Annotated in this window: 16 protein-coding genes; 1 reads left to right on the top strand and 15 read right to left on the bottom strand. The window is 41.2% G+C overall.

Features of this window, described 5'->3' with window-relative positions:
* Nucleotides 1-147 precede the first annotated feature (147 nt).
* From AC3ITD_RS14025 to AC3ITD_RS14095, 15 genes are all read right to left on the bottom strand, one after another.
* On the bottom strand, nucleotides 148-876 hold the full coding sequence (locus AC3ITD_RS14025; RefSeq protein ID WP_056848680.1) for an acyl-CoA desaturase: 729 nt from the start codon (nucleotides 874-876) through the stop codon (nucleotides 148-150).
* Between the two features lie 127 nt (nucleotides 877-1,003).
* Nucleotides 1,004-1,501, bottom strand: coding sequence for a cupin domain-containing protein (locus AC3ITD_RS14030; protein WP_489360626.1), 498 nt, complete (start codon nucleotides 1,499-1,501; stop codon nucleotides 1,004-1,006).
* A gap of 322 nt (nucleotides 1,502-1,823) precedes the next feature.
* The gene (locus tag AC3ITD_RS14035) at nucleotides 1,824-2,399 is read right to left on the bottom strand and encodes a hypothetical protein (protein ID WP_489360628.1); all 576 of its coding nucleotides are present in this window, start codon (nucleotides 2,397-2,399) and stop codon (nucleotides 1,824-1,826) included.
* A gap of 1,368 nt (nucleotides 2,400-3,767) precedes the next feature.
* On the bottom strand, nucleotides 3,768-4,694 hold the full coding sequence (locus AC3ITD_RS14040) for an FkbM family methyltransferase (RefSeq protein ID WP_489360630.1): 927 nt from the start codon (nucleotides 4,692-4,694) through the stop codon (nucleotides 3,768-3,770).
* Nucleotides 4,695-4,713: 19 nt separating this feature from the next.
* Nucleotides 4,714-5,847: an alpha-mannosyltransferase gene (locus tag AC3ITD_RS14045; protein WP_489360632.1), complete on the bottom strand. Its 1,134-nt coding sequence runs from the start codon at nucleotides 5,845-5,847 to the stop codon at nucleotides 4,714-4,716.
* A 27-nt stretch (nucleotides 5,848-5,874) separates the two neighbouring features.
* A complete protein-coding gene (locus AC3ITD_RS14050) occupies nucleotides 5,875-7,629 on the bottom strand; it encodes a glycosyltransferase family 32 protein (RefSeq protein ID WP_489360634.1) in 1,755 nt (584 codons plus the stop codon).
* Between the two features lie 3 nt (nucleotides 7,630-7,632).
* Nucleotides 7,633-9,000 carry a glycosyltransferase family 32 protein gene (locus AC3ITD_RS14055; protein WP_489360636.1) on the bottom strand — a complete coding sequence of 456 codons (1,368 nt, stop codon included), beginning with the start codon at nucleotides 8,998-9,000 and terminating at the stop codon, nucleotides 7,633-7,635.
* 18 nt (nucleotides 9,001-9,018) lie between these two features.
* Nucleotides 9,019-10,326 carry a beta-barrel domain-containing protein gene (locus tag AC3ITD_RS14060; RefSeq protein WP_489360638.1) on the bottom strand — a complete coding sequence of 436 codons (1,308 nt, stop codon included), beginning with the start codon at nucleotides 10,324-10,326 and terminating at the stop codon, nucleotides 9,019-9,021.
* Between the two features lie 9 nt (nucleotides 10,327-10,335).
* Entirely contained in the window at nucleotides 10,336-12,540 is a 2,205-nt protein-coding gene (locus AC3ITD_RS14065) for a peptidase domain-containing ABC transporter (protein WP_489360640.1), read from the bottom strand.
* Nucleotides 12,540-13,502: a hypothetical protein gene (locus AC3ITD_RS14070; protein ID WP_489360642.1), complete on the bottom strand. Its 963-nt coding sequence runs from the start codon at nucleotides 13,500-13,502 to the stop codon at nucleotides 12,540-12,542. Before AC3ITD_RS14070 ends, AC3ITD_RS14065 begins: the two co-directional genes overlap by 1 nt.
* 6 nt (nucleotides 13,503-13,508) lie before the next feature.
* Nucleotides 13,509-15,047 (bottom strand): alpha/beta hydrolase family protein, encoded by a 1,539-nt coding sequence (locus tag AC3ITD_RS14075; RefSeq protein WP_489360644.1) that lies wholly within the window; start codon nucleotides 15,045-15,047, stop codon nucleotides 13,509-13,511.
* 10 nt (nucleotides 15,048-15,057) lie between these two features.
* Entirely contained in the window at nucleotides 15,058-17,739 is a 2,682-nt protein-coding gene (locus AC3ITD_RS14080) for a peptidase associated/transthyretin-like domain-containing protein (protein WP_489360646.1), read from the bottom strand.
* The gene (locus AC3ITD_RS14085; RefSeq protein ID WP_489360648.1) at nucleotides 17,706-18,548 is read right to left on the bottom strand and encodes a GLPGLI family protein; all 843 of its coding nucleotides are present in this window, start codon (nucleotides 18,546-18,548) and stop codon (nucleotides 17,706-17,708) included. The genes AC3ITD_RS14080 and AC3ITD_RS14085 overlap by 34 nt, the downstream gene beginning before the upstream one ends.
* A gap of 55 nt (nucleotides 18,549-18,603) precedes the next feature.
* The gene (locus tag AC3ITD_RS14090) at nucleotides 18,604-18,831 is read right to left on the bottom strand and encodes a hypothetical protein (protein ID WP_489360650.1); all 228 of its coding nucleotides are present in this window, start codon (nucleotides 18,829-18,831) and stop codon (nucleotides 18,604-18,606) included.
* Nucleotides 18,832-19,051: 220 nt separating this feature from the next.
* Nucleotides 19,052-20,647 carry a cysteine peptidase family C39 domain-containing protein gene (locus AC3ITD_RS14095; protein WP_489360652.1) on the bottom strand — a complete coding sequence of 532 codons (1,596 nt, stop codon included), beginning with the start codon at nucleotides 20,645-20,647 and terminating at the stop codon, nucleotides 19,052-19,054.
* Between the two features lie 858 nt (nucleotides 20,648-21,505).
* Between AC3ITD_RS14095 and AC3ITD_RS14100 the strand changes: the two genes are divergently transcribed.
* The gene (locus AC3ITD_RS14100) at nucleotides 21,506-22,246 is read left to right on the top strand and encodes a LytR/AlgR family response regulator transcription factor (protein WP_489360654.1); all 741 of its coding nucleotides are present in this window, start codon (nucleotides 21,506-21,508) and stop codon (nucleotides 22,244-22,246) included.
* Nucleotides 22,247-22,292: the final 46 nt, after the last annotated feature.

Below are 22,292 nucleotides of genomic sequence, written 5' to 3' on the forward strand. Positions count from 1 at the left end.
ATCCTCAAAAGAATATATTTCTTAGAGCATTGAAACAACCGAGAGAGCTTAAGTAAGAGACACTAGAGGATAGAATCAATATGCACTGGCTGACCAGCGCATATTGATTTTATCAGGGGAAAAATGGATTCTGCCAACAGAAATTGACTATACTTTTCTTATTTTAATAATTCGCATCCAGTGCAAAACCTTCATTACCGGATAGGTCGGATCAAACTCCCACCATTTAGTAGCAAAGTTTGGACTATTGGGTTTTTTATGGTGATTATTCTGAAACAACTCGCCCATTAATAAGAAATCCCATGGTAAAGAGTTTTTGCTATGGTCATCGTTATCGTGGTTGGAATAACCATATTTATGTCCGCACCAGTTAACAATGGCGCCATGTAACGGACCCATTAAAAAATGGATTGGCAGTAAAATAAACAACCACCAGTGGTTTGCAAACATAATATAAAAACCGATATAAAATAAACCACAGGCAATTCTCCATAACCAAGAATTTCCAATCTTGTCAACTATAGGCCATTCAGGATAATTGCCCTGAAAAGCCGGTTCAGGCTGTATTTTAAATTGCAAATAATTCATGTACATATTTTTTGTAGCAATCATCATCCCGAAAACATCCTTAAAAAAATGCGGTGAATGCGGGTCTTTTTCCGTATCGCTATAGGCATGGTGCATACGGTGTAAAATAGCGTAAGCTCTCGGATTTAAGAATGACGAACCTTGAGAAATAAGTAAAATTAAATAAAAGAATTTTTCCCAGAAAGGCTCCATCTTAAACATTTTATGCGATGAATAACGGTGAAGGAAAAAGGTTTGGCTAAATAAGGATAAAAACCAATGGCAAAGAAAGAAAATGAGGATAATCATGTATTGTGTGTATGCTTTATTAACGTATTTTATCTACGTTTAGTTTTGGCGGTTAGAAAACCAAGGTATTGGAAGGAGGAGTTATTATAATCCTGCCCGATTAAAACGAGCAGGATTTAAAAAAATATTATCTGCCAAAATCATCCTGAACGCGAACGATATCGCTTTCATCGGATGGGTTTGATGCATCTGTATGTTGCCAGATCTCTGCTACAACACCCCAGTCATCTAAACCGATTAAACGGTGACGTTCACCTTGTTGTAATTTAATTTGATCTTTTGGGGCGTATGTTTTCACTTCACCCTCTTCGTCAGTCCGGCTGGTTTTAATGCCTACTGTACCGGTAACCACTTGCCAGATTTCAGCTCTGCGATGGTGATATTGCCAGGATAAACGGGTATTTGGAGCAACAATTAATATTTTCGGACTTAACTTGCCACCAATTTTTAAACTCTCTACATCTAAGCCATCAAAATAAGTATCAGCAAATTGTTGAGCCTGCGCCTCATCAATTACAAAGAAACCGCCCCATGGACGTGTTTCATCGCGGTTTACCACATTAAAACCTTCAATCTTTAAACGTTGTGCAACGCTGTCAAATATTTCTTTTTTATCGTTTGTCATTACTAATTAAGTTGTTTTTAAAGCAAAGAGACTGTAAACAATTTTGGTTGATCGAATTCTACAGTTTTGGCAAAAATAATGCTTATAAATTAAAAACTCCTTTTTACGGCTGCATTTTTTAGTAATAATTTCGAGCCGTTCAGAATCTGGAGAAAGCGTAAAGTTTAATCTGCTGCTGTCGAGAGGAAAAGATTTAATCTCAATTTAGAATCAGAAAAACATCTCTGTCTTAATTGGATTGACATCAAGCCTTTGGTACTGCATGCTTATTTCTATGGAAGCGCTTCGAATTTCAGCTTGACGAAACGAAGAGATAAAAACCTTATTTTACTTTAGCGAAAGCTAGATTTTGTGAATCCTGTTCTGCACTAAGCTCGTGGACTTGGATTTTGTTCATGGCCATTTCAATAGTAACAGAGGCATTTGGTTTCTGATATTGATCAGAGATAGACGCTGTAACAGATAATATTTGTTTAAGTGCGGCAAAGAATTGACGATCCTTATTTTTAGCATATTGTAAATCTCTGCCGGATTCACTATAGCTCCTATTTACATTTTCAGCACAGTTTTTCTGGTAGGCATCCAACATTAACAACTTGTTTGTAATAGCCTCTAATGCTTTTTTGGACAATAAAAAACCTTTTATTTCTACCACTTCATTGTTTTTTAAAACATAAGTGTGTCCGTCAAAAGCAACTAATGAATTGGAGTTAAAAATTGATTTGGCTACCGGGAGCGGAATGCTTAACCGTTTAATTAAGCTTTTATTGAATTGGTACCGCTGATCAGCCAATTGCTTAACATACTGGTTACCATCAATAGCCTGATTTATATTCTGTGCATCAACATGATAAATAATAGTGGAGAGAAGACTAGCGATAATGAAGATGTTTTTCATGCTTAATTTTTGAGCTTCAAAATAACACAAAAATTTTTAAAATATGTATAATAAAGTTTACAATTTACTTTACAGTTGAACAACTATAAGTTGTATGGTTAATCTCAGCAGAATTTTTTGCACAAAAAAAACCGATTTAACTTAATAAATCGGCTTTTTCCTGTGTGGAGAATATCGGATTGAAAAATTCGCTTAATATTTCACCGTAGATGCCTTTTTGATATTCTGAGAGGGGTTTTACTTTTCTCATTTCGCTATTTTTAAGGGGTATTTGTCAGACTTTTTCCCCTTGATTTCTATTCTAAAATTAAGAAAAAACATCCTTTTTTGCAAGGGAAAAGCAGTATCATTAATTGTCACTTTTTAGCGTTAGAAAATTAACCTGTCAGACTTTTAATTAAGGACATAAACAAGGGCATTATTAATAATCATTAAATTCTTGTAAATAAGTAAATTAAGTAATAGTATGATATTTTTATTCGAAGGCGCATTAATCAAACACTTTTCCAGAAAACGACCGTTAAATGATAAATTTCAAACTGAATTTCAGTTGGAACTATGAAGCTTATTTTGTTGTCAAGTGTTTTTGCCCTTAAGTGACTATGCTCTGCAATACGAAAGAAATTAATACAAAACTACATCCTATATAAAATCCGAAGTTGACTTGTTTTCCCTTATTGAAAATAAGAAATCAAGTGTTATTGTGGAAAAACCGAAGCCGATTGATCCCATCTCACCAAAAAAACAAACCCACAATACACTCATTATCAAACAATTGAATCAACCAATAAAGTTAGCGAAAAGGGTTCAACATATTGGTTTCTATCCCAGTTAACTAACAATCTGATTTTTCACTCAGATCGAGGAGCTCTGCCTGTGCCGAATTCAGGGCTCACTAAAAGAACTGCCAATTACGCAAAGTATGAGCAGAAAGGGAAATTGCTGGGATAACGCAGTGTCCAAAAGTTTCTTTGAAACGATGAAAACAGAAATAGTGTACCATAAAAAATTCAAGACCAGGGAAAGGCGAGTCTAGCTATCCTCGAGCATATAGACATATGGTATAGAACGAAATGAAGTCATTTGACACTGGGTTATTTATCACCGATGGAATTCGGAAATACATTAATTAATAATCAAAAAGCAGCAAAATATCTATTCTAACGGAATCTAAAGTAATGCTTCTCAAAAAAAATAATCTGGCGATAAAAAAAACCTATCATACTACTGCAATTCCAAGGCCCTGGTTCGTAGTGAAAGGCAATATCAGAAAAATGTAATTCCCAGCCGAAACGAGCATGCTGGGATATTATTTTTTCTTCAACGGTATAGAGATGAATATATTAACGAGAAGCTGAAACGTTGATTTTATTTAATGAAAATCAGCCCATCATCCGATATGCTATTCTCATACATGTGTTTTAACACAAAGAGGAAGTCTTTCTTTCTGACTTCTAATTGCCTACTTGGAATGATCATCTTATCAAATGCCGCGAACATTGACACAAATTTTCTTATACTAATACCTGCAACATCCTTAATATGGTGGGGTACGAATTCAATCACAAGTTTTCTGCACTTTTTAAGGATATTCGGCATACCGGCCATAGCGTAGAATTCCGAGCCCTCGATATCCATTATTATCAATTCGAATTCCCTCTCCTCAAGTAAATCGTCTAGGCGTTTTCCATGCACCTCTATCAACTGAGGATCATCATAATAGTATTTGAAGTCTTTTTTTTGTGGCTTTCGCTTACTTCCTCCTGAGTTAGCGGTATTAACCAGAAACTCCAACTTACCGTTTTTATCGGTGGCAGCCACCTGAAGCACCTCGCAGTTGTATATTGAATTTATCCGAAGGTTTAAAGTCAATAATTTCGATGAACTGGGATTCGCCTCTATCGCGACGATCTTGCTGCATATCCGGGACAATGGAATTGCTAAGGTTCCTATGTGCGCTCCAACTATCAAAACATTGCTGTCATGATCGATCAGCTGGCTTAGATAGGAAAGCTCTTGTTCCCCATAAAGGCCATGCTGCCTTAGCTCAAGTCCTACCCCAAAGTCCTTTGGATCAACGGCAAACATAAATTCGCCACTTTGAATGATCGCGCCAACGGCAAATTGCCCCAAAACCATATGGGTGATTCGGCCCATTCTTTTCATTTCTTCAAAATTTAGCATACTTTTTTCGAAAATACCCAATCCAAGGAGTTCTTCGACCATCTCCAAATCTCCTTTGGAATGATGTGGGATGATGTTATCTAGATTTGGTTCTGTATGATATTTAGCCATGACAATAATTTTTTTAGGTTTATAATTGAGTATTCATATCGGGAACTATCTTGTCCTTTCTGTACCTAAAAGATGCAAAATGGACAAATTCAATAAAATCGTGATATTCCTTACTTTTTTTCAAATCCAACAAAAAGTCTAGGCAAACAACCTCTAGATCCCCTAGGCGTCCTACGAAGCTCTCCTCAATGACCTGTCCACCAATATCAAGGGTTAACGCACCGTCTGGGCCATCTATAAAGAACACTTCCCGTTCACCTGGCTCGTCGGCGAACCTACGGATTAGTTGCCAACTCCGTTCGTTGTCATGTGTCACATCCCATTTTAGAAGATTCCGATGGAGAAAAATTATATTTCCCTGAAAATCATGTTGAACCATCGTAGTGCCATAAAACTTATCGCAATCAACATAGCCGCAAGTTCCCACATCGTAGGGGATCATGTTATAGGGCCGTCCCGTTGCAATCCAAGAGAACTTGAAGGTATCCTTGTCACCCAAAAGCAGGTGATAGTAGTATTCGGAAAGTTGATTGAAATAATAACACAGATTCAATTCTTTCCAGCATGTAGACTTGTTGATCATAATCTGCCCGCTCTCCTGCTCTATGCTGTGATAGGCATCGCTTTCTATAATTGACCAAATTGGATTTTTTCGGTCGGTTTTCCAGAAATCCGGCCAGAAGATAGTGCCTGTCGCCTTGTACTTCTCATCATTGAATAACGATGTGGGATCCGATACGGGATTATTGTCTGCATCGATGAACAACACTTCCTCAAAACGGCTGAGCAATATGGCCAGGGGTTTGAGCACATAGCCACTGAGGTCTGTCTTCACATGATCTAGAAAATTTCTGCACTCTACCCCCAGGGAGGAGAACTTGAGGATGAGGCTAGTCGAGATCTCGTTACCCATGTACCAAAGTTCAATCGGCAGCGTGCACCCGGTTCTTCTCAACAGGCTAATGGATACCCATGCACAGGTAATATATCGTCTGCCGCCGGCCGTATAAACAATCCCCCGTCCACTAAACTTATCTTTCGGTAAAGGAGGAATCTGTTGAAGATGTTCTTTCCAATCCTGCTTCAAGGTTTCTATATCCTCTTGGCAAAACTCCTTACTAACCGTTCTGATACCATTTCTCTTAAATCCCATTATTCATTATATTAAAAATATTCATTCCTAAACTATTTGTTTACCACTTTGGATTTTGTTAATGACCTTAAGTATCTTTTGCCCCATCGCTGGTAGATTGTTATAGTCCTCCAAAAATTCAGCACCTTTGTTCGATCGAGCCATGACATCCTCATCAGCGCTAAAAATAGCTCTGATTATGGAGATAAGTTCCATTTGAAAGCGTCTACTTGCATCGGTTTCAGACTGATCAATTTTAGTTGTCATGTCGATGAGAAAGCAATATTTCGCTATTCGCGGGTTTGACCTCTCGAGTATAAAGTCTGCGATAAAAGGGATTCCGCAGTAAACTGCACCATAGGCAAATTCAACATCAGTCATTTCGCCGATACATATGATACAGTTGATATCCTCAAGTTCAGCAGACCCGGACGACCCAAGGATGTCCAAGATCCCAATAGAAACATGCGAGGGAAGATCGATCTCCATCGTTTTCACAATTTGCATATCTTCTGATGTCATCATCAGTTTTATACCGGGAATCTCAGCGATGCCCAATGAATAAATGGCTCCAAGTACACTTGCCACGGTGGAAGGAGTCGCTTGGCCGTTTAAGACCACGCCAATATTAAAAGCGTTTGGCTCGGCAGGTTCGGTGAACGTCCTGATTGGCCGATTAAAACCAGCGCTTAAGCGAAATATGGCAATATCATCTTGAACCTTTCCAACAAACCCCTCTCTTGAATCCGATGCGGTAAAATGGATAATTCCATCGATGTTCGAGATACCAGTAAAGGATGTGTTTTGGAGACGCTGAAATACCTTGTCGTCCAAACATAAAATACATACCGAATCCTCCATACTGCTTTCTAAATTTGCTCTTCCGCTATCAGTGATTAGTACAACTGGTGAGGAAAGTTCCATTCCTGAGAGGGCTGAAATTGCTCGTGAAAAGTAAGTTATTTTGGAAGAAGATCTATCTGCCTGTATTACCCGTAATGGAAAGCTTGAAACATTCATAGCAGGAAGAAATGATTTCAAATAGTCAAACGCCATGATGGGTACAGATCCAGGTATTGCTTTCTTTTCCAGAAAGGCGTTTCTCTTATCAGTGTTGCCATGCCACCTCCAAGTCCCTTGATGAAGGTGTGCGGCATAATTGCCAAAGTAACATGAAAGGATTTCATGGCCGGGAATTACGCATTTTCTATCGAAGTTTCGAATAAGAACCAAACTTGGAAACCGGAACTTGTGCATGGCATATACATTTGTGAGGATCCCTGGACCCGTACTTTCCAAGATATCGTTTTCGGACTTTATGGCTGTCGAGGACAATAATGCCATCTCCATAAGGAGTTCTATCCAGAACGGATACCCTGGAATGGAGCCAAACATGTAATTTGCTATTCGCAGATGCTCCTTAAGTCCGATCGCTCTGCATTCTTCCTCAGAGATCGTTTTTTCTTCGCCCAAAATGCATTCGAACTGACGAAGAGCATCAAAGGACTTCAAACAATAAATGTCCAAATCCAGGTAGAACCCGCCAAAGAGATATACCAAGACGACTCGCATCATATCAGCACGCTGTACAAAGTGCATGTAGCCTTGATAGAGCTGTTTCAAGTGCGGCATGTGGAGTTCAAGGATCCTCAGACACTCTGTATCATTGTAGATCTTAATGCTCCAGGTGGGATGAAGCTTAGTCATTTGCTGCAAGCAGATGTTGAACACCTCAGGAAATTCATCCGATTCGCTCAGAAAGAGCAGATGAATTTTTTTTGGTATAATCATAGTATCTTTCATAGTCTAAATCTGGTACCATGAACCGAAAAAATAATGTACGGCATAGGCATTATCAATCTTTTCTTGAATATCACCGTCCATCATATTCTTCATCGCCTTCCTAGTCTCCTGGACAGAAAGTGGGTAAACAGTGTGTGCTTCTAGTATTTTGATGTCATCTTTCTCGTACCAGGAATCATATATCTTGGTCAGGGCAAATGGTCCAGTGGAATACAGGATGTTATTGGTGTGCGAAGTGTTTTTAGAGGTGTGCGAGGGTAGTTTATCACAAATCTCAGCAAAGAAAGGGTGATTGGGCCTTGCCGCCATAAAGGCATTGCAGATGATCTTATCAAAGCCAAACTGTTTACAGTGAGCTTCCGGCTCGAGAGCGAATGCACAAGTGTGGCCATCTAGAAGCGGTTCGATGTTTTTGAAGCACTCAAAGTCGAGATCGATGAATACTCCGCCAATGGCGTGCAAGATAAAATACCGAACGGCATCAACCCTTTGAATTGGATATTCATAACTGTCATATTGCAATATAAACTCTGGGTAATACACTTCGATAAAAGCTCTGTTCATTTCATCGGTCCAAAGCACCCGCTCCCACTCAGGATGTTTATCGGCCCAAGTGCTCATGATCTTGGTGTATGGAATCGGTGGCGAATCGTCTTTCCAGGTTTGATGAAGGATCTTTGGTATCTCATTTTTGTTCCTTCCCATCAGATGAGTGATCCGATCCAGCGATTTGGAGGGAATAACCTTTCTAGGATGATGAAGACCGGGATATCGTTTATCGAAGGGGACAGAAGTCCTCCAGGTAATTGCCCTGCTCGATACGGGGTTGGGAACTGGATCGAAGCCCAACATCGTGGCGATTGTTGCAAACCTAAGTTCACTATTCAGACCTTCGTATTCGGGCTGGAGTATTTTTTCAGATATCGCCTCCATCGCCCTGTACGATAGCAGGATCCCGGAGAAAGGAACAATCCCTGTTGCAAACAGCCTAGCTTCCCTTGGCATGCTTGCTATGTCTCTGAACCAGCCCCAGGAATCTCTCTCAGGGTATTTGACGCATGGGGCCACGACATCCATGTTCCATGTTTGGGAGAAATACTTTTCAATGGACAGATCGCACCAGCAATCCCATTCCACAAGCAGATATCTTCTAGCGGACATTTTTCGGTCATTCTTTTTAAACCACAAAAACAAGGTGAGGTCTGAATTTAGCCAGGCGGTATCTTTCTTCTTAAACGGGCTTATGACCGAAATGACTGGTACACCTGGATTGAATTTCTCAAAACTCTTTCGATTTTCTTCAAAGCATTCTATCTTTCTTTGGTCTTTCTCCTTGTGCCAGGCAATTAGTATTATTAATTCATTTTGCATTTTCTGAATTTTTGTTTGTTATTTTTGATAAAAGATGGATGATACGGATCTGGTTAGCCGTTGCAACAGGGTAGCATCCTGCGTAATAATCTCTGCTTGCGCATGCATGCCGTTTTTCAATACGATCGTATCACTTTTTTCCTTATTGCCAATCTGCTCAAACCTTACGCGGGCAACAAAAACACTGTCTCTAAATGCCACGTCTGATATCAATTCGATACGTCCCCTGATCAATCCAAACTCCTCCCAAGGATAGCTATCTATTTTGATCAATACCCTTTGACCTTTTTGAATTTTGCCCATATTGTACTGTGGTATTTGAATCTCACCGAAATATCTTGTGTTATTGGGACTCAAGACAAAAAGCTCCTGATTCTGGGAGACTGTCTGATCCTCCTGGACACTTGTTATAAAATTTACCACGCCATCGATCGGGGAACTTATGACATAGTTTGAGATCCAGATGTCGGCTTCGCTGATGAGGTTGTTAAGTGATTGTAGGAACTGGAGTTTTCTTTCTTGAGCAAGCTCTTTGAGGTCCAACAACTCTTTTTCCTTTGCTTGATGCTGGGTATGGTTATTCAATAGCGCAACCTCATTCTGTTCCACGGGAAGAATGGAGGAGAGAAACTCGTTTTCACGTTGCCTAAATTCGTTTCTTGAAATCACGCCACGTTGAAAAAGCTGCTCATATGCACTAAATTCGGATTTTGAGTTGTCTAATTGTCTTTTTTGATAATGTTGTTGCTTCAATATAAAAGCTCGGGTCTGTTCTACCTTTTTAAGATCGTTCAAAATATATCGTTCACTCTTAATGAGATGTCCTTCGCTTCCCGTGGAAATATAGGCGATGTAACTCGTATTAAAATTTTCGAAGGCATGCTGCAGCTCACCTAAGTTTAAATTCCTTGAGATAAATTGAACGGTAGTGGAGGACCTGATAGCTTCGTTCTTCATTCTCATCAGATCCTCGCGAAGCGCAAGTATGTCCGTATGGTTTCCGACGCTCTCCATAAAACATAGGGACTGCCCTTTCTTCACCTGCATGCCATTGCGAACCAATATCTTAAGTATTTTGCCGGTATTCCTAACAAACACGGATTTTGGGGAGTTTACTGAATTGATCTTTAGTCCGGCCCTGGATATATCAGGATATTTGATCAGCGCACAGATCCCGATCGCGCCCAATAGCAAAAAGAACATCGTGGTGATCCCCCACTTAATGATCCAAGACGGTACGGCCGTGAGGATATCATGCATCTCCTCACTATTAACCTCGTATTTATTGAGGTCTTCCAAAACCTCTTGATTTTCATTTTCTTCCATATCCATGCTTTAATTACCGAGTTCAAGTTGGTTTTTTACCAAGTTATAATATGCGCCTCTTATTTTAGTTAGTTCTTGATGACTCCCTTGTTCAACAATACGTCCCTTATCGAGGACGACGATGTTGTCTGCATTTTTCACCGTACTCAGACGATGGGCCACCACAACGACAGTTTTTCCCTTAAGAAACACGTCGAGGTTTTCCATGATGGCCTTTTCGTTATTTGAGTCCAGTGCATTGGTCGCCTCGTCTAAAAATATATATTCCGGATCCTTATATACTGCCCGGGCAATCAATATACGTTGCCTTTGTCCCTGACTGATCCCATTACCGCCAGCACCTATCCTAGTATTAAGGCCAAGGGGAAGTTCATCAATAAAATCGACGATATTAGATATCTGGATGGCATTTATCAGCTTGGGAAGGTTCGGCGTTTCTTCACCCACTGCGATATTATTTGCGATAGTATCCGAAAAAATATAGCCGTCCTGCATGACAATCCCGCATTTGCTTCGCCAAAACCCAAAACCTATTTGTTCAAGCTGTGTGTTACCCACTCTGACATCTCCTTTCTTTGGCTTGAAAAAGCGCAAGAGTAGCTTAAGGATCGTTGTCTTTCCGCTTCCGCTCATTCCCACTATGGCCGTAATCTTGCCTTCGGGTATTTCTAGGGAGAATTCATCCAGGACTGGAGCGTTTCCTGCTCCGGGATAGGTAAAGGTGATATTGTTAATCGAAATGTTTTTCCTTATTGGCAGGTTATAGACAAACTGTCTCGATATGGGCTCCTCGTCTTCCAACTGATGGATCTCGTTCAGGCGTTCCAAACTGATCTTGGCGTCCTGAAACTGTTGCACAAACCCGAGTAGCTGCTCTACCGGGCTGTTCATCTGCCCAACAATGTACTGAATGGCCATCATTCCGCCCAGGGTTAGGTCGCCATCTATGACTGATTTGGCGACGATAAAGGTAATCAGGATATTCTTTCCCTCATTGATGAAGAAAGTGCCGAGCTGCTGGTATTGCCCTAATGCCAGGCTTTTTATGCTAAACTTGAACAGGCTGGCTTGAATGCGTTCCCACTCCCATCTTTTTTGTCTCTCACTATTATTGAGCTTGATTTCCTGAATGGCGCTGATCAGCTCGACCATGGCATTCTGATTTTCAGCGGAGATATCAAATCTTTTGAAATCAAGTTCACGCCTTTTTTTCAGAAAGAAAATAACCCAGAGACTGTAGATGACACTGCTGGTAAGAAAAATTAGGAAAATGGTAAGGTTATAATGTACCAGTACGAATGCGAAGACTAATAGATTGAACAGTGAGAATAGGGTGCTCAGGGACGGACCGGCAAGAAAGGACTGAATCCTGCCTTGGTCACTCATTCTTTGCATGATATCTCCCATCATTTTGGTATCAAAGAAAGTCATGGGGAGTTTCATCAACTTGATCAGGAAATCTGTCAAAATAGAGATATTAATGCGGGTACTGATATGTAACAGTATCCAGGACCGAATAAAATCAACCGTCATCCTTCCAAGAAAGAGCATGGTTTGGCCGATGATGATCAGGTGCACAAAATTAAGATTTTTGCCGTTGATACCCACATCAACCAAAGACTGTGTAAGGAATGGCAGTACAAATTGTAGAAGGCTTCCTATGGCCAGTGCTATCAGTAGCTGTACAACCAGGGACCGATACTTGAAGATGTAGCTGAACATATAGCTCAGGTCAAGCCCTTTCTCTGGATCTCCGCCATGTTCGTAAAACTCAGGGGACGGTGATATTAACAATACAATTCCCTTGGTCTCACCCATATGCTGTGCACTCAACCAATTGCGACAGAATTCCTGTTCTGAATATTTGATCAGTCCCTTCGCTGGATCGGCGACCAGATAGTTTTTACCTCTTTCTGCAATACCGTCCGGTGTCTTGTAGAGTACGACAAAATGGTTTTTCCTCCAGTGGAGAATAGCGGGAACTTCTATGCTTAAGAGTTTCTCTAAAGTGATGCGGGCACCAGTGGTCCTAAAGCCTATCTTCTCAGCAGCTTCACTTATGCCAAGAAGGGAGACCCCGCTCATGTTTATGCCACTAATCTCCCGAAGACGTTGGAGGCTGTAATTCCTTCCGTAGAATTTGGCTATCATCCTGAGGCAAGTGGGTCCGCAGTCCATCTGGTCCGGTTGTTTGATAAAAGGGTGTTTCTGCATCAGTTGTTTGTTGAGGTCGCCAGATTGTGTATTGCCTGAATTTCGATTGGGACATAGCTTGTGAGGATCAAGACCAACATCTGTGCATTTCCGGTATTTGTAAAAAAGACTTCAAAGTCGTTTTTGTCAATGACGGATTTTTTCAACAAGAGGCCCAATAAATGGTATAAATCACAATTCCTGGCTTGATGGTTTCTGCCCAAGAACAATGGATGCACTATTTTTAAAATCTTTTGGAGCTGTTCAATCCAATAGGTATTATTATACTGTTGCGCAGCAAGTTTACACAACATGAGGTTACAGATTCCATCCTGCTGGTTTATCAGATGATTTGCCTTGTTTCTAAAATACTCTACCAGGAATTCCATGCCCGAGTAAAGCGCTTGCTCATAGATCTTTTCGTCAATACCGCGAACCGAGAGGCCAGTAAGTTTTAAAGAGATTAAGCACAATTGTCTGATCTGTAGGGTATCGGGCGACTTGCTTCGATATAGCCTTAAGAGATCGATCGTCTCGTCGTTAAGCCTTGACAATAGCATTTTCATGCATTCGTAGTGTGTAAATTCCCTAAGAAAATCATGCCCGATGTTTTTTGATGTTCCCCTTAAATAGAAATAATCAACCATGCCCATCACCATTGGAAGGTCAATAGCTGTCCTTGCCGTTTGGGTGATGGCCCACTTATAGATGTTATCATCAAAATCGTACAATAAAGTATCGCTGTCTTCATCGATAAGGTTCTTCTGGCACAAAAATTCAAGTACCCAGCCGATTCCCGTGAGACCTTTTTCAAAGGAATAATCATCGATGCACACAACCTCATCGAAGAGGTTCCTGATTGTTCCAGGGATGTCGGTCCGCGGTTCCAGTCCGCAAATGTTACTAATCGCTCCTATAAGCAGCTCACCGGCTAGCCCACCCAGACCGCAATCCCGAGAAATGATTGGTTCTATCTTATTCATGATTCGCTAAAAACTTGGAAAGGTGAAGAGACTATGCTTATCGACCTGCACTTTAATGAACTGCCTAACTTTCATCAACTCTAGTAAATTGGGGTCATTTGACACTTGGAGCAGATGTTCCCTAGTCAACATCAAGATCTGGTCGTTGATGCCACTTTTCTCCAGCTGGAACTTTCCCTGGTTCTGAAGCAATACTTTCTCATCCAAAACCTTTGAAAATGCTTCTACAAACAACCAGTCAAGTTTTAGATTATTTTGGAATGTAAAAGACATCGGATTACCGTCTTTGGTGTGGAAATCGTTCAAAACAAGCGACAGCACGTCCATTGTAATAAGAACGTTACTATTGATGACTATGGCCCGTTTAACTTGACCATACTTAGGCCTCAGGAAATCGGTCCAGCTTTCAAGGCCTTCCCCCGAGCCCCCCGTTTCCATTTTTGGTGGTAGCATATTTGGTTGACCGATCTGATAGAATATTGGAGAGGTGACCATCTTTCGGAGATAGTCGCCATTTATCCTCGCAAAATCCCATTCCCTTTCGTTGACGACGATCAAAAAGCAGGTGTTATCCAATTTCATTCGCTTTAAGTTAAGTTCCTCTTTTCTTGCCAGAATCGATTCTACGATGACACGGCTGCAATTGCTCTTTGGAATGCTATTTAAGTTCGTATCATACCATGGGGAATAAGTGATATAATCAGTCTTCTTAAAAAAATTTGCCCTATCGACCTGTCCGCCAGAATAGTGAAGGATTGCCATTTTTTTCCAGTCCGCTATTGGGTTGTTCGGCCATGAAAATTCCATTTCCGGATCGACCTTGACCTCAAGTCCGATGAGCCATAAATTCCAAAGCACGGCCCACATGTCCGAGCACCAGGCCTGTATTCCACGGTGGGTGCTTCTTTTAAATCGCTTATCTGGGTAAGCGGCATTCCAGTCGTCAGTGTTCCATTGGCACATCAGGACATATAGATCTTCGCAGTCACGTTCAACCTTCTCCCAAAAGGAAGCATCAACGCCGTTTATGAAATATTGTGCCCCGCCAGCCGCGGCATCTCCCGAAACCACCTGGGGGACGGAAATACCCACGATCTTAGCCATCCCTTTCAAAAGCTCCATAGAGGATACCCTGAGAATATATTCACTGTCCAGGTAATTCCGCGTGTCGGAAACCAAGCACAGGGTCAAGTCACTCCGCTTTATATCGGGAACCCTACTTAAGAGGATGTCGGAGTCATGGTAGAATATGGGCTGTAGCAAAAGATCGGGAAATGAAAGATAATGCTTTGCTATAATGTGCGGACGAATGGATGACGGATATTTTCTTTTCTTTCTGGTATCTGGGTAAGTAAAAAACTTGGCCAGATCCTTGTTCTGAGATATAAAATCATGGAATATGCTTTTAAGGCCGGTGATGGGATCATAGGAAATCAATACATGAATGTTATCCCTACCGATGCCGATTCCGTGAAAGTTACGAAGTTGGATCTCCAATTGCCAAATGAAGTAGTAGTGATCGGGCTGTGCGGATAAGTAAATCATATAGCGTGCGTTAGAATTTAAACTTTGCTGCAACCATAAACTGCCTAGGACGGATGGCAAAATAACTTTCCACCACAGTGTAGTTCCAGTTAAATTGTTGAATGAAGCCCTGATTATCGAGCAGATTTACCATAGCTAGTTCCAAATCCAATTTTGGTTTCTCCAGAGCGATTCGATAAACAAAGTCCGCAAAAAGCTGGTTGGTAACTAATACATCCGTATAGTAATAAGATGGGCTGAATGTCAAGCTATGTGCCTTTGAGAGCGTGGCGTTTAAGTCCAATTGATGTCGATGGTACAAAGAATGTTGAAATGAACTTGTAGCAAACCCGCTCTCAGCATAACCAATAGAGCCCTTATAGGAAAGTCCCATCCAATCGAAACTTGAATTGTTGATTTCAAGGCCTCCGCCAAGTAAGAGTGAAGTCGTTTTCCCATAGGAATCGTTGACTAGGGCCTCAGATGAGCTATAGGCAAATCTGAAAGTGGTTTTCACAACGGTTTTCAGCGTGGATATCAATTTTCCGAGTCCAGAATTGAACTGGTGTGAATATTGACTATTGCTAAGGGCTATGATTTCCACCGCGGAAAGTCCGTCCGGCTGTATGTTATTTCGTTCCAGAAACGGCCGACTTGCCCTAGAAAAGTTATAGCCGATGTTGAAGAAACTCGCTTTTATCGTGTTTCGAGTGCTGAACGATAGTCCTGAATTGATCCATTTCGAGGCAGCCAAAATACTTGTCTGCCTTCCTAGCTCTCGGTATGAGCTCAGGACATAGCCGGTGTACAAATTGCTCAAGGGTCCGAACCGATTTGCTAGGCCAATGGAGCCGATAAATTCGCTGTTTGAACTGATCTTGAACCTAGTTGTCAACTGCGGCTCAAAGGTAAGTTTCAATTGGGGTTCAGCGCGATTGACGGTTCCGTCAATTAAAAAAATGTTGGCATTGACTGGGGTATATAGTGAGAACCTGAACTTCCGGTAAGACAACTGTGTGTTAAGGTTGATGTACATCCTTCCCTTTTGATGGATAAGGTTATTTTCATAGTTACCGGATATCTTTGTCTGCTGACCTAGCGCATCAATGGAAAGATTGCTTTCTATATCATTGCGCTCATACTCGACTCCCAAGCTTGGCATCAGGCTGAATTCACCTATCTTAATCCCAAATCCAATATTGTTATCGGTATAGACCTTTCGAAAATGCAGGTCCTGTGTAAGGCGATCAAAATCCCTTCCTGCATTGAACAATGAAACGAACTGCCCCGGGGCTATGGAAAGCCTTTGAGGCGTTGACTCAATTCCTATATAGGAATTTAGCGTATAAAGGTTCTTGCCAATCTTTCTTCCAATGGAAAATTTATTAAAAATGCCGAATTGATCGAGGGTGCGCGATTGCTGTACTCGACTGCTGTTGTTTCTGAGCAGGTTTCCGATATCATGCTGGTTTCTAAAGTTAAGCCTTAAATTGTTTTTGAGAAAGATACTTTCTTCGTTTTTTTGAACGATCACTCCTCCTTGGAAATCCCGTGTACGGTAGTCGCTACTTTGATCCTCATCGATCTTGATCAAGCCACTGGGTGCCAGGATTGAAGTATATTTTTGTCCGGTTCGGTTTATGGAATTATCAGAGTAAGAGAAATTTCCTTTGAGCTCAAGCCCGTTCCCCAATTTTTGCAGCATATTGGTACTGACCAGATTGGAGTGGTTGTCCAGCCATTTGTTTTCTTCCAATGCCGGAGAAGATACCTCATTGAGGTAAACATACGTTGTCGGCTCGCTTTGTATGATGTCGGATAGGTCAAGAATGGCATATTGGGCTGCTGTGATCGTCCTGGCCTGTTTGGTGATGTCGTTGCCGAAATTATTGGATTGTAACGAGTTTAGCGATTGGAAACTTTTGTTGAATGTCATTGGCGTGAGCGCAATGTCCCATAAAAATGGAGCCAAACCAGTACCGATCCTGGCCATTCCGGTGCTGGTAAACCGCTTGAGTCTGATATTGAGTGATGCCCTATCAGAATGAACCAGGGAATCAAGAATCTTGATGGGCTGATGGTTTTCCAGTATCTGTACCTTTGCGACCGCATCTGCGGGCAGGTTCTCATTTACCATTGCATATTTTCCCTCCATGAGATCGAGACCATTAACATAAAATTTCTGAATGGGTTTCCCCTGATATAATATAGCTTTACCATTCATCTCTATTCCCGGGAGGTTTTTAATGACGTCACCGATCGCACGGTCCTGGGCGGTTTTAAAGGATGATATATCATAACTGATCGTGTCGCCGGTCCGAACGATAGGAATCCGCTGCACCTGAATCTCCCTGAGCTCAAGTGGACTGGCGGTGAGTACGATGGTCTTGAATCCAGAAGTTGTGGAAATCGTCATGCGCTCGGATCGATATCCCAGATGAGATACTACTAGAACGATAGAGTCCAGACCTTCCCTTTTAGTCAGCCCAAACTGACCCTGCTCATCGGTTACGGTGAATCCAAGTATAGTCGCTCCAGAGCGTGCGGTGTATGAAACGCTCACGTTGGGAATCGGCTTTCCAAGTGTGTCTATCGTTCTGCCCAAGATTTTCACCTGCCCCAGAACGGGAATGGATAATGCCACCGACATGAACAACAGCATGATTCTTTTATCTATGATCATTTTCCCTTGGCGCGATACAGTTCTATCCAATTATTATCCTTAATTGCCTGATCCTTGTAATATTTTTGGGAGAGTTCACGTGCTTTGGCATCTGGGAAGGTTAATAAGCCCGAGGCTTCCTCGATTTGCATTTTGTTGTCCAGGTAATCACGCTTTTCTTTTAGAAATTTCTCTTTTGTGGTCTCGTGCAATGGCCAGCGTTTTTCATAGTTCATCACGACAATTCTATTAATGTTTTTGGTGCTGATAAGCTCAAAGTTCCAATTGTTCCCTTGGTCGCTCAACTTCACGATAAGTCCAGGCAGCCCCGAAAACTTATAAGGACCATCGTTAATGTTCAGTTCGGAAGTAAACCAGGCCTCCCACTTGCGTCCGCCAAAGTTGGTGGTCGCTTTCTGGCATTTTAATCCAGAGATACTAAGCGTATCCTGAGTGATCTGCCAATCCATCAGTTTCCCGCTTTCGGAATAATAGTTGAATCGATCGGGATTGAGGCGATATTCGTCATAGGTTACGGTTTTTGCGCCTTTTTTTCTTACCTGGTAATTGATCTTGGTCATATTTTCACTGAACAATGCATCAGAAACCTTGGGATTGCCGGGTAGGGATGCCGCATAATTAGCCGAGTCCATTACGCCTTTTTTCTTTGACCTAAAAAGAGAACCGCCGCTGTTGACCAAGAGCTCCATAAACTCTTGTTTCTGCTTGCGATCGTTGCTATCAGGGACATAGGTCATCTTGTAGTCAACCTGAATAGTGTATAAAGGCGATTCCGGCTCTTGTGCCATTACCTGATAAGCGATCGAGAGGAAGATCACAATAAATTTAATTGTTTTCATAGTCTATTAGTGGATGAGTATCAGGGCAGGAGGCCTGCCCTGATAAGTTACTAAATTAACCAGCACAGAAATTTCGGCAAAGTTGCTGTTGACAGGCTGAATCGCAACCACCAGTATTACTGATGCCTGCCGTTCTGCCATCTGGGCAAACGCAGTAATAGTTCGTGGTTTCGGTTTCGGTAGCTGTTCCGAAGCCTGTTCCGCCCATTACATTTTTCAGTTGTTTGCGTGTCAATTTTTCTAAGTTCGACAAGTCCATAGATTTTAAAGTGAGTTTTTTCATAATTTTGTTTCTGAAAGATTTGTGTAAGTTTTTCTGATACTCTGAAGCTCGTATCTGCTTAACCTTTCGTTATCCTTGATAACTGATGGTTTGACATGTGGCTGATGGTTCAATTTTCAGCAGGTATCCCATCACAGCTGGGGTACCTGCTTCTACACTATTTGGTCTGAATTTGTTAATGGTCATCTTCTCCGCCAGATGATTGAAGGCGTTTTTATTATTATAAATTCAATAGGTATTTCATGTCCTCAATTTGGTATTGGTTAGGAAGCTTGTATCCGTTGACCAAAACGGTTGGCGTACCCAATATTCCGACTGCCTTACACCATTTTCTCTGCATATTCAAGGTTGCAACTGCCTTATCGTCGATTGAAGTTGGGAATTTGAATAACCATTCCTCATAGGTTTTAGGTATTTTCGAATACCAATCGTTCATTGCGAGGTCAGCCAGGTGCACGTCTTGATAACTTAGGGACAATATCCTGGTGGCAATCTTATTGACCAGATTGCCTGGGTCATCAGAGGAAGCAAAGACGAAATGTATGCTGATTTTGTCGGACTGAGCGTATAACCTTGTAAAGAGCTCGTGCGCCTTTTGGCAAGGAAGGCACAATGGATTTCCGACAACAACCACTTCGTAGTCCACATCGATATTGTTAAATGAGTAACTGGACAATCCCTCCGGAACGATGTAACGGGGTCCTGATTTGAGCGAATTATTGAAAAGATCTCGATTGTATTTCCACATTTTCACCTTTAATTCCAGAACCTGCGCATCCTTAGCTCTCATAATCAATGGCTTTAATAAAACGTAAGATATGACCACTGACAAAAAGCAGCTCAAAACCTGAAAATAGATTGCCGGTCCAGAAGGCAGGACAACGTTTAATATATTCCCTCCTATGAAGAGGTAAGCGATGGCCTGCATGAAGATGACTGCCTGAACGATGCAGCACATTAAGCACCATTGACCACTCTTGTTTTGGTAATATATCGAGTAAAAGGTATATGGAAGGCATAAAAATGGGAGCAGTGAAATTAGGCTCAGTCCTTGTGCCACTAGCATTAGAGACAGTAGATACCCACAAAAATAGAATAGACCTACCTCACTCCAACCTATCCATCCAAATAGGTACGCAGCGGGCTGTTCCATCAGGTTTTCGCAGCCATTTTGATCATTGATCCGACACAGCTTTGATAGATTTCCCCGAATGCCGAATATGCCGATGGCGACAAGTGCCGAACAGGTGCACGCACCAACCATCGCAAGTGTAAGCTGAATGCTTATAGTAGCATCGAATTCTAGGCTGTAGAAGAGAGACGAGATACAGAACAGAAGCGCCAAAGATAGAAAAGGGAAACGCAGTATTTCTGCAAGACTTTTTCGCTTGTTCAGCCGATAGTCGCTTTCACCGGATTCCGGTAATGCTTCCGCAAGAAGTACCACACCATCCCACTCCTCAATAAAATCCTCTAGTGGTCGTCGCCGATTCTTTTGTTGTTCATCACTGTAGATAACATAGTTTGAGGTGATCTCCGAGATCAGATAAAAACGTCCACCTGCGGTTTCGGAATGGGCAATAAATGGAAGTGGGAGTGCCCGCAGTCCAGAAAGACTTTTTTCAATCATGAATGCTTCGTTAGCGACCCTCCATTCGGACAGGCAATCACTCATAGCCAGCATGCTTGGATATTCCGGATGTGCGACCAATTCCTTTTGGAGGGTAAAGGCACTGACCTTCACACCCAGATGATTTAAGAGTAAGTTTGCAACCCTTACCGCATTAGTTTGGTAGGGAAAAAAAGACACAGCCATGCCAGTATATAGTTAATTGAGCAGATTGAGGAATAAACAGAAATTTGCCAGCAGGTTTAACTTTTGGGTTGGGACATTTAGACAAATCTCCAATTAAGAAACACCTGATATTATATGTTCGCTAAGGAAAATTATTTGTGCTCACACTTATATCCATGTAGCCGTCAACATGCTTGACAAGCGTTCCAATAACGCCGCAATGAGTTCTGCTTGGTTTTGATAGGTGGTTTTTCATAATTGATGAGGTTAGATGGTTTGAACAATAAAACGTTTTACCAATATTCAAATATTTTGCTACCCCTGTTCAGGGGCGTTTTCAAATAGTGGAAAAAATAATATTGAAATAAATATAGGGAAAGTCACAGATCTCCTGGGGTGAACGAAAGTTGTTTTTAGTTGTAACTATACAGACAACCTTTCACACAACACAAAATTACTTCCATCCATGACATAAATAATTCCTACTCCGAACATGCACTTTTTTATCAATGTGCACTTCCCAAACTTCAGACCAGTTAAAAGTAAAATTCTAGACCGAGTGAGCCCCTCCCCGAAAACTAGCCAGTTAAAACTAGAGAATTGGGCGTTAAATTTAAGGTTTCAATGAACTCATTCGGAGTCAAACCGTTTAAAGAACTATTTCGTCGTAAAGATTACAGTTGAATCTTATTGGAACTAATCTAAACGTTTGACAATCCTGAATCATAACATTTTAGAATTCATGAAACATTTCTACCCGGATAATCACATACATTGCCGTGATAAAGATATATTCATACTTGACAAATGTATAATTTTTCATAGTTTGGTACCCTAACACTAATTTGCTCTCTTTAAATACCAACGATTACCAAACCAATGAAACTTAAATGCATCATCGTGGACGATGATGTCCATTCTATAAATGGACTAAAGTCGTACATCAATATCATGCCGCAATTGGAGCTAACCCAAGTGTTTACCGATCCATTGGAGGCTTTAAGTGAGATAGGAGGCTTAAAGCCTGTTGACATTATCTTTATGGATGTCGACATGCCCCTGATAAATGGAATAGAGCTTTCCAAAGCTGTACGTCATAAGACCGAGAAACTTATTTTTACCACTTCACATGCTAAATATGCAATCGATGCTTTTGAACTCCATGCTAACGACTTTTTATTAAAACCATATACAATAGCCCGTTTTGCAGAAACAATCCATCGTCTTTTCCCAAGAAGAGAGTTTGTTAAAAATCCTGAGTTGACACAAAGCGATGATTATTTTTTCGTTCGGAACAAAAACGAGCGGAATAACCTTGTAAGGATTCGATATGTGGATATCACTGTTGTAGAAAGCTTACAGAACTATATTCGCATATATACACTAAACGAGCCGGTTGTTACATACATCAGTTTAAGTGAAATGCGGATGATCCTAAAGGATCACCCAGACTTTATTCAGATTCATCGTTCATTCGTCATTTCTCAAAATTATATTTCCAAAATTGAGGGAAACACGATCTTCATGACAGATGGTATGGAGCTGACCATAGGTAAACACTACCGTGAACAGGTAATGAATTTCATTAAAGAAAAGACAATTAGAACGAACAGAATTTAATACTATTTTATTTTTGACCCTAATATGCCGGTTGTTGTTAGGGTTA

Source organism: Pedobacter sp. KH_004 (assembly GCF_057840755.1).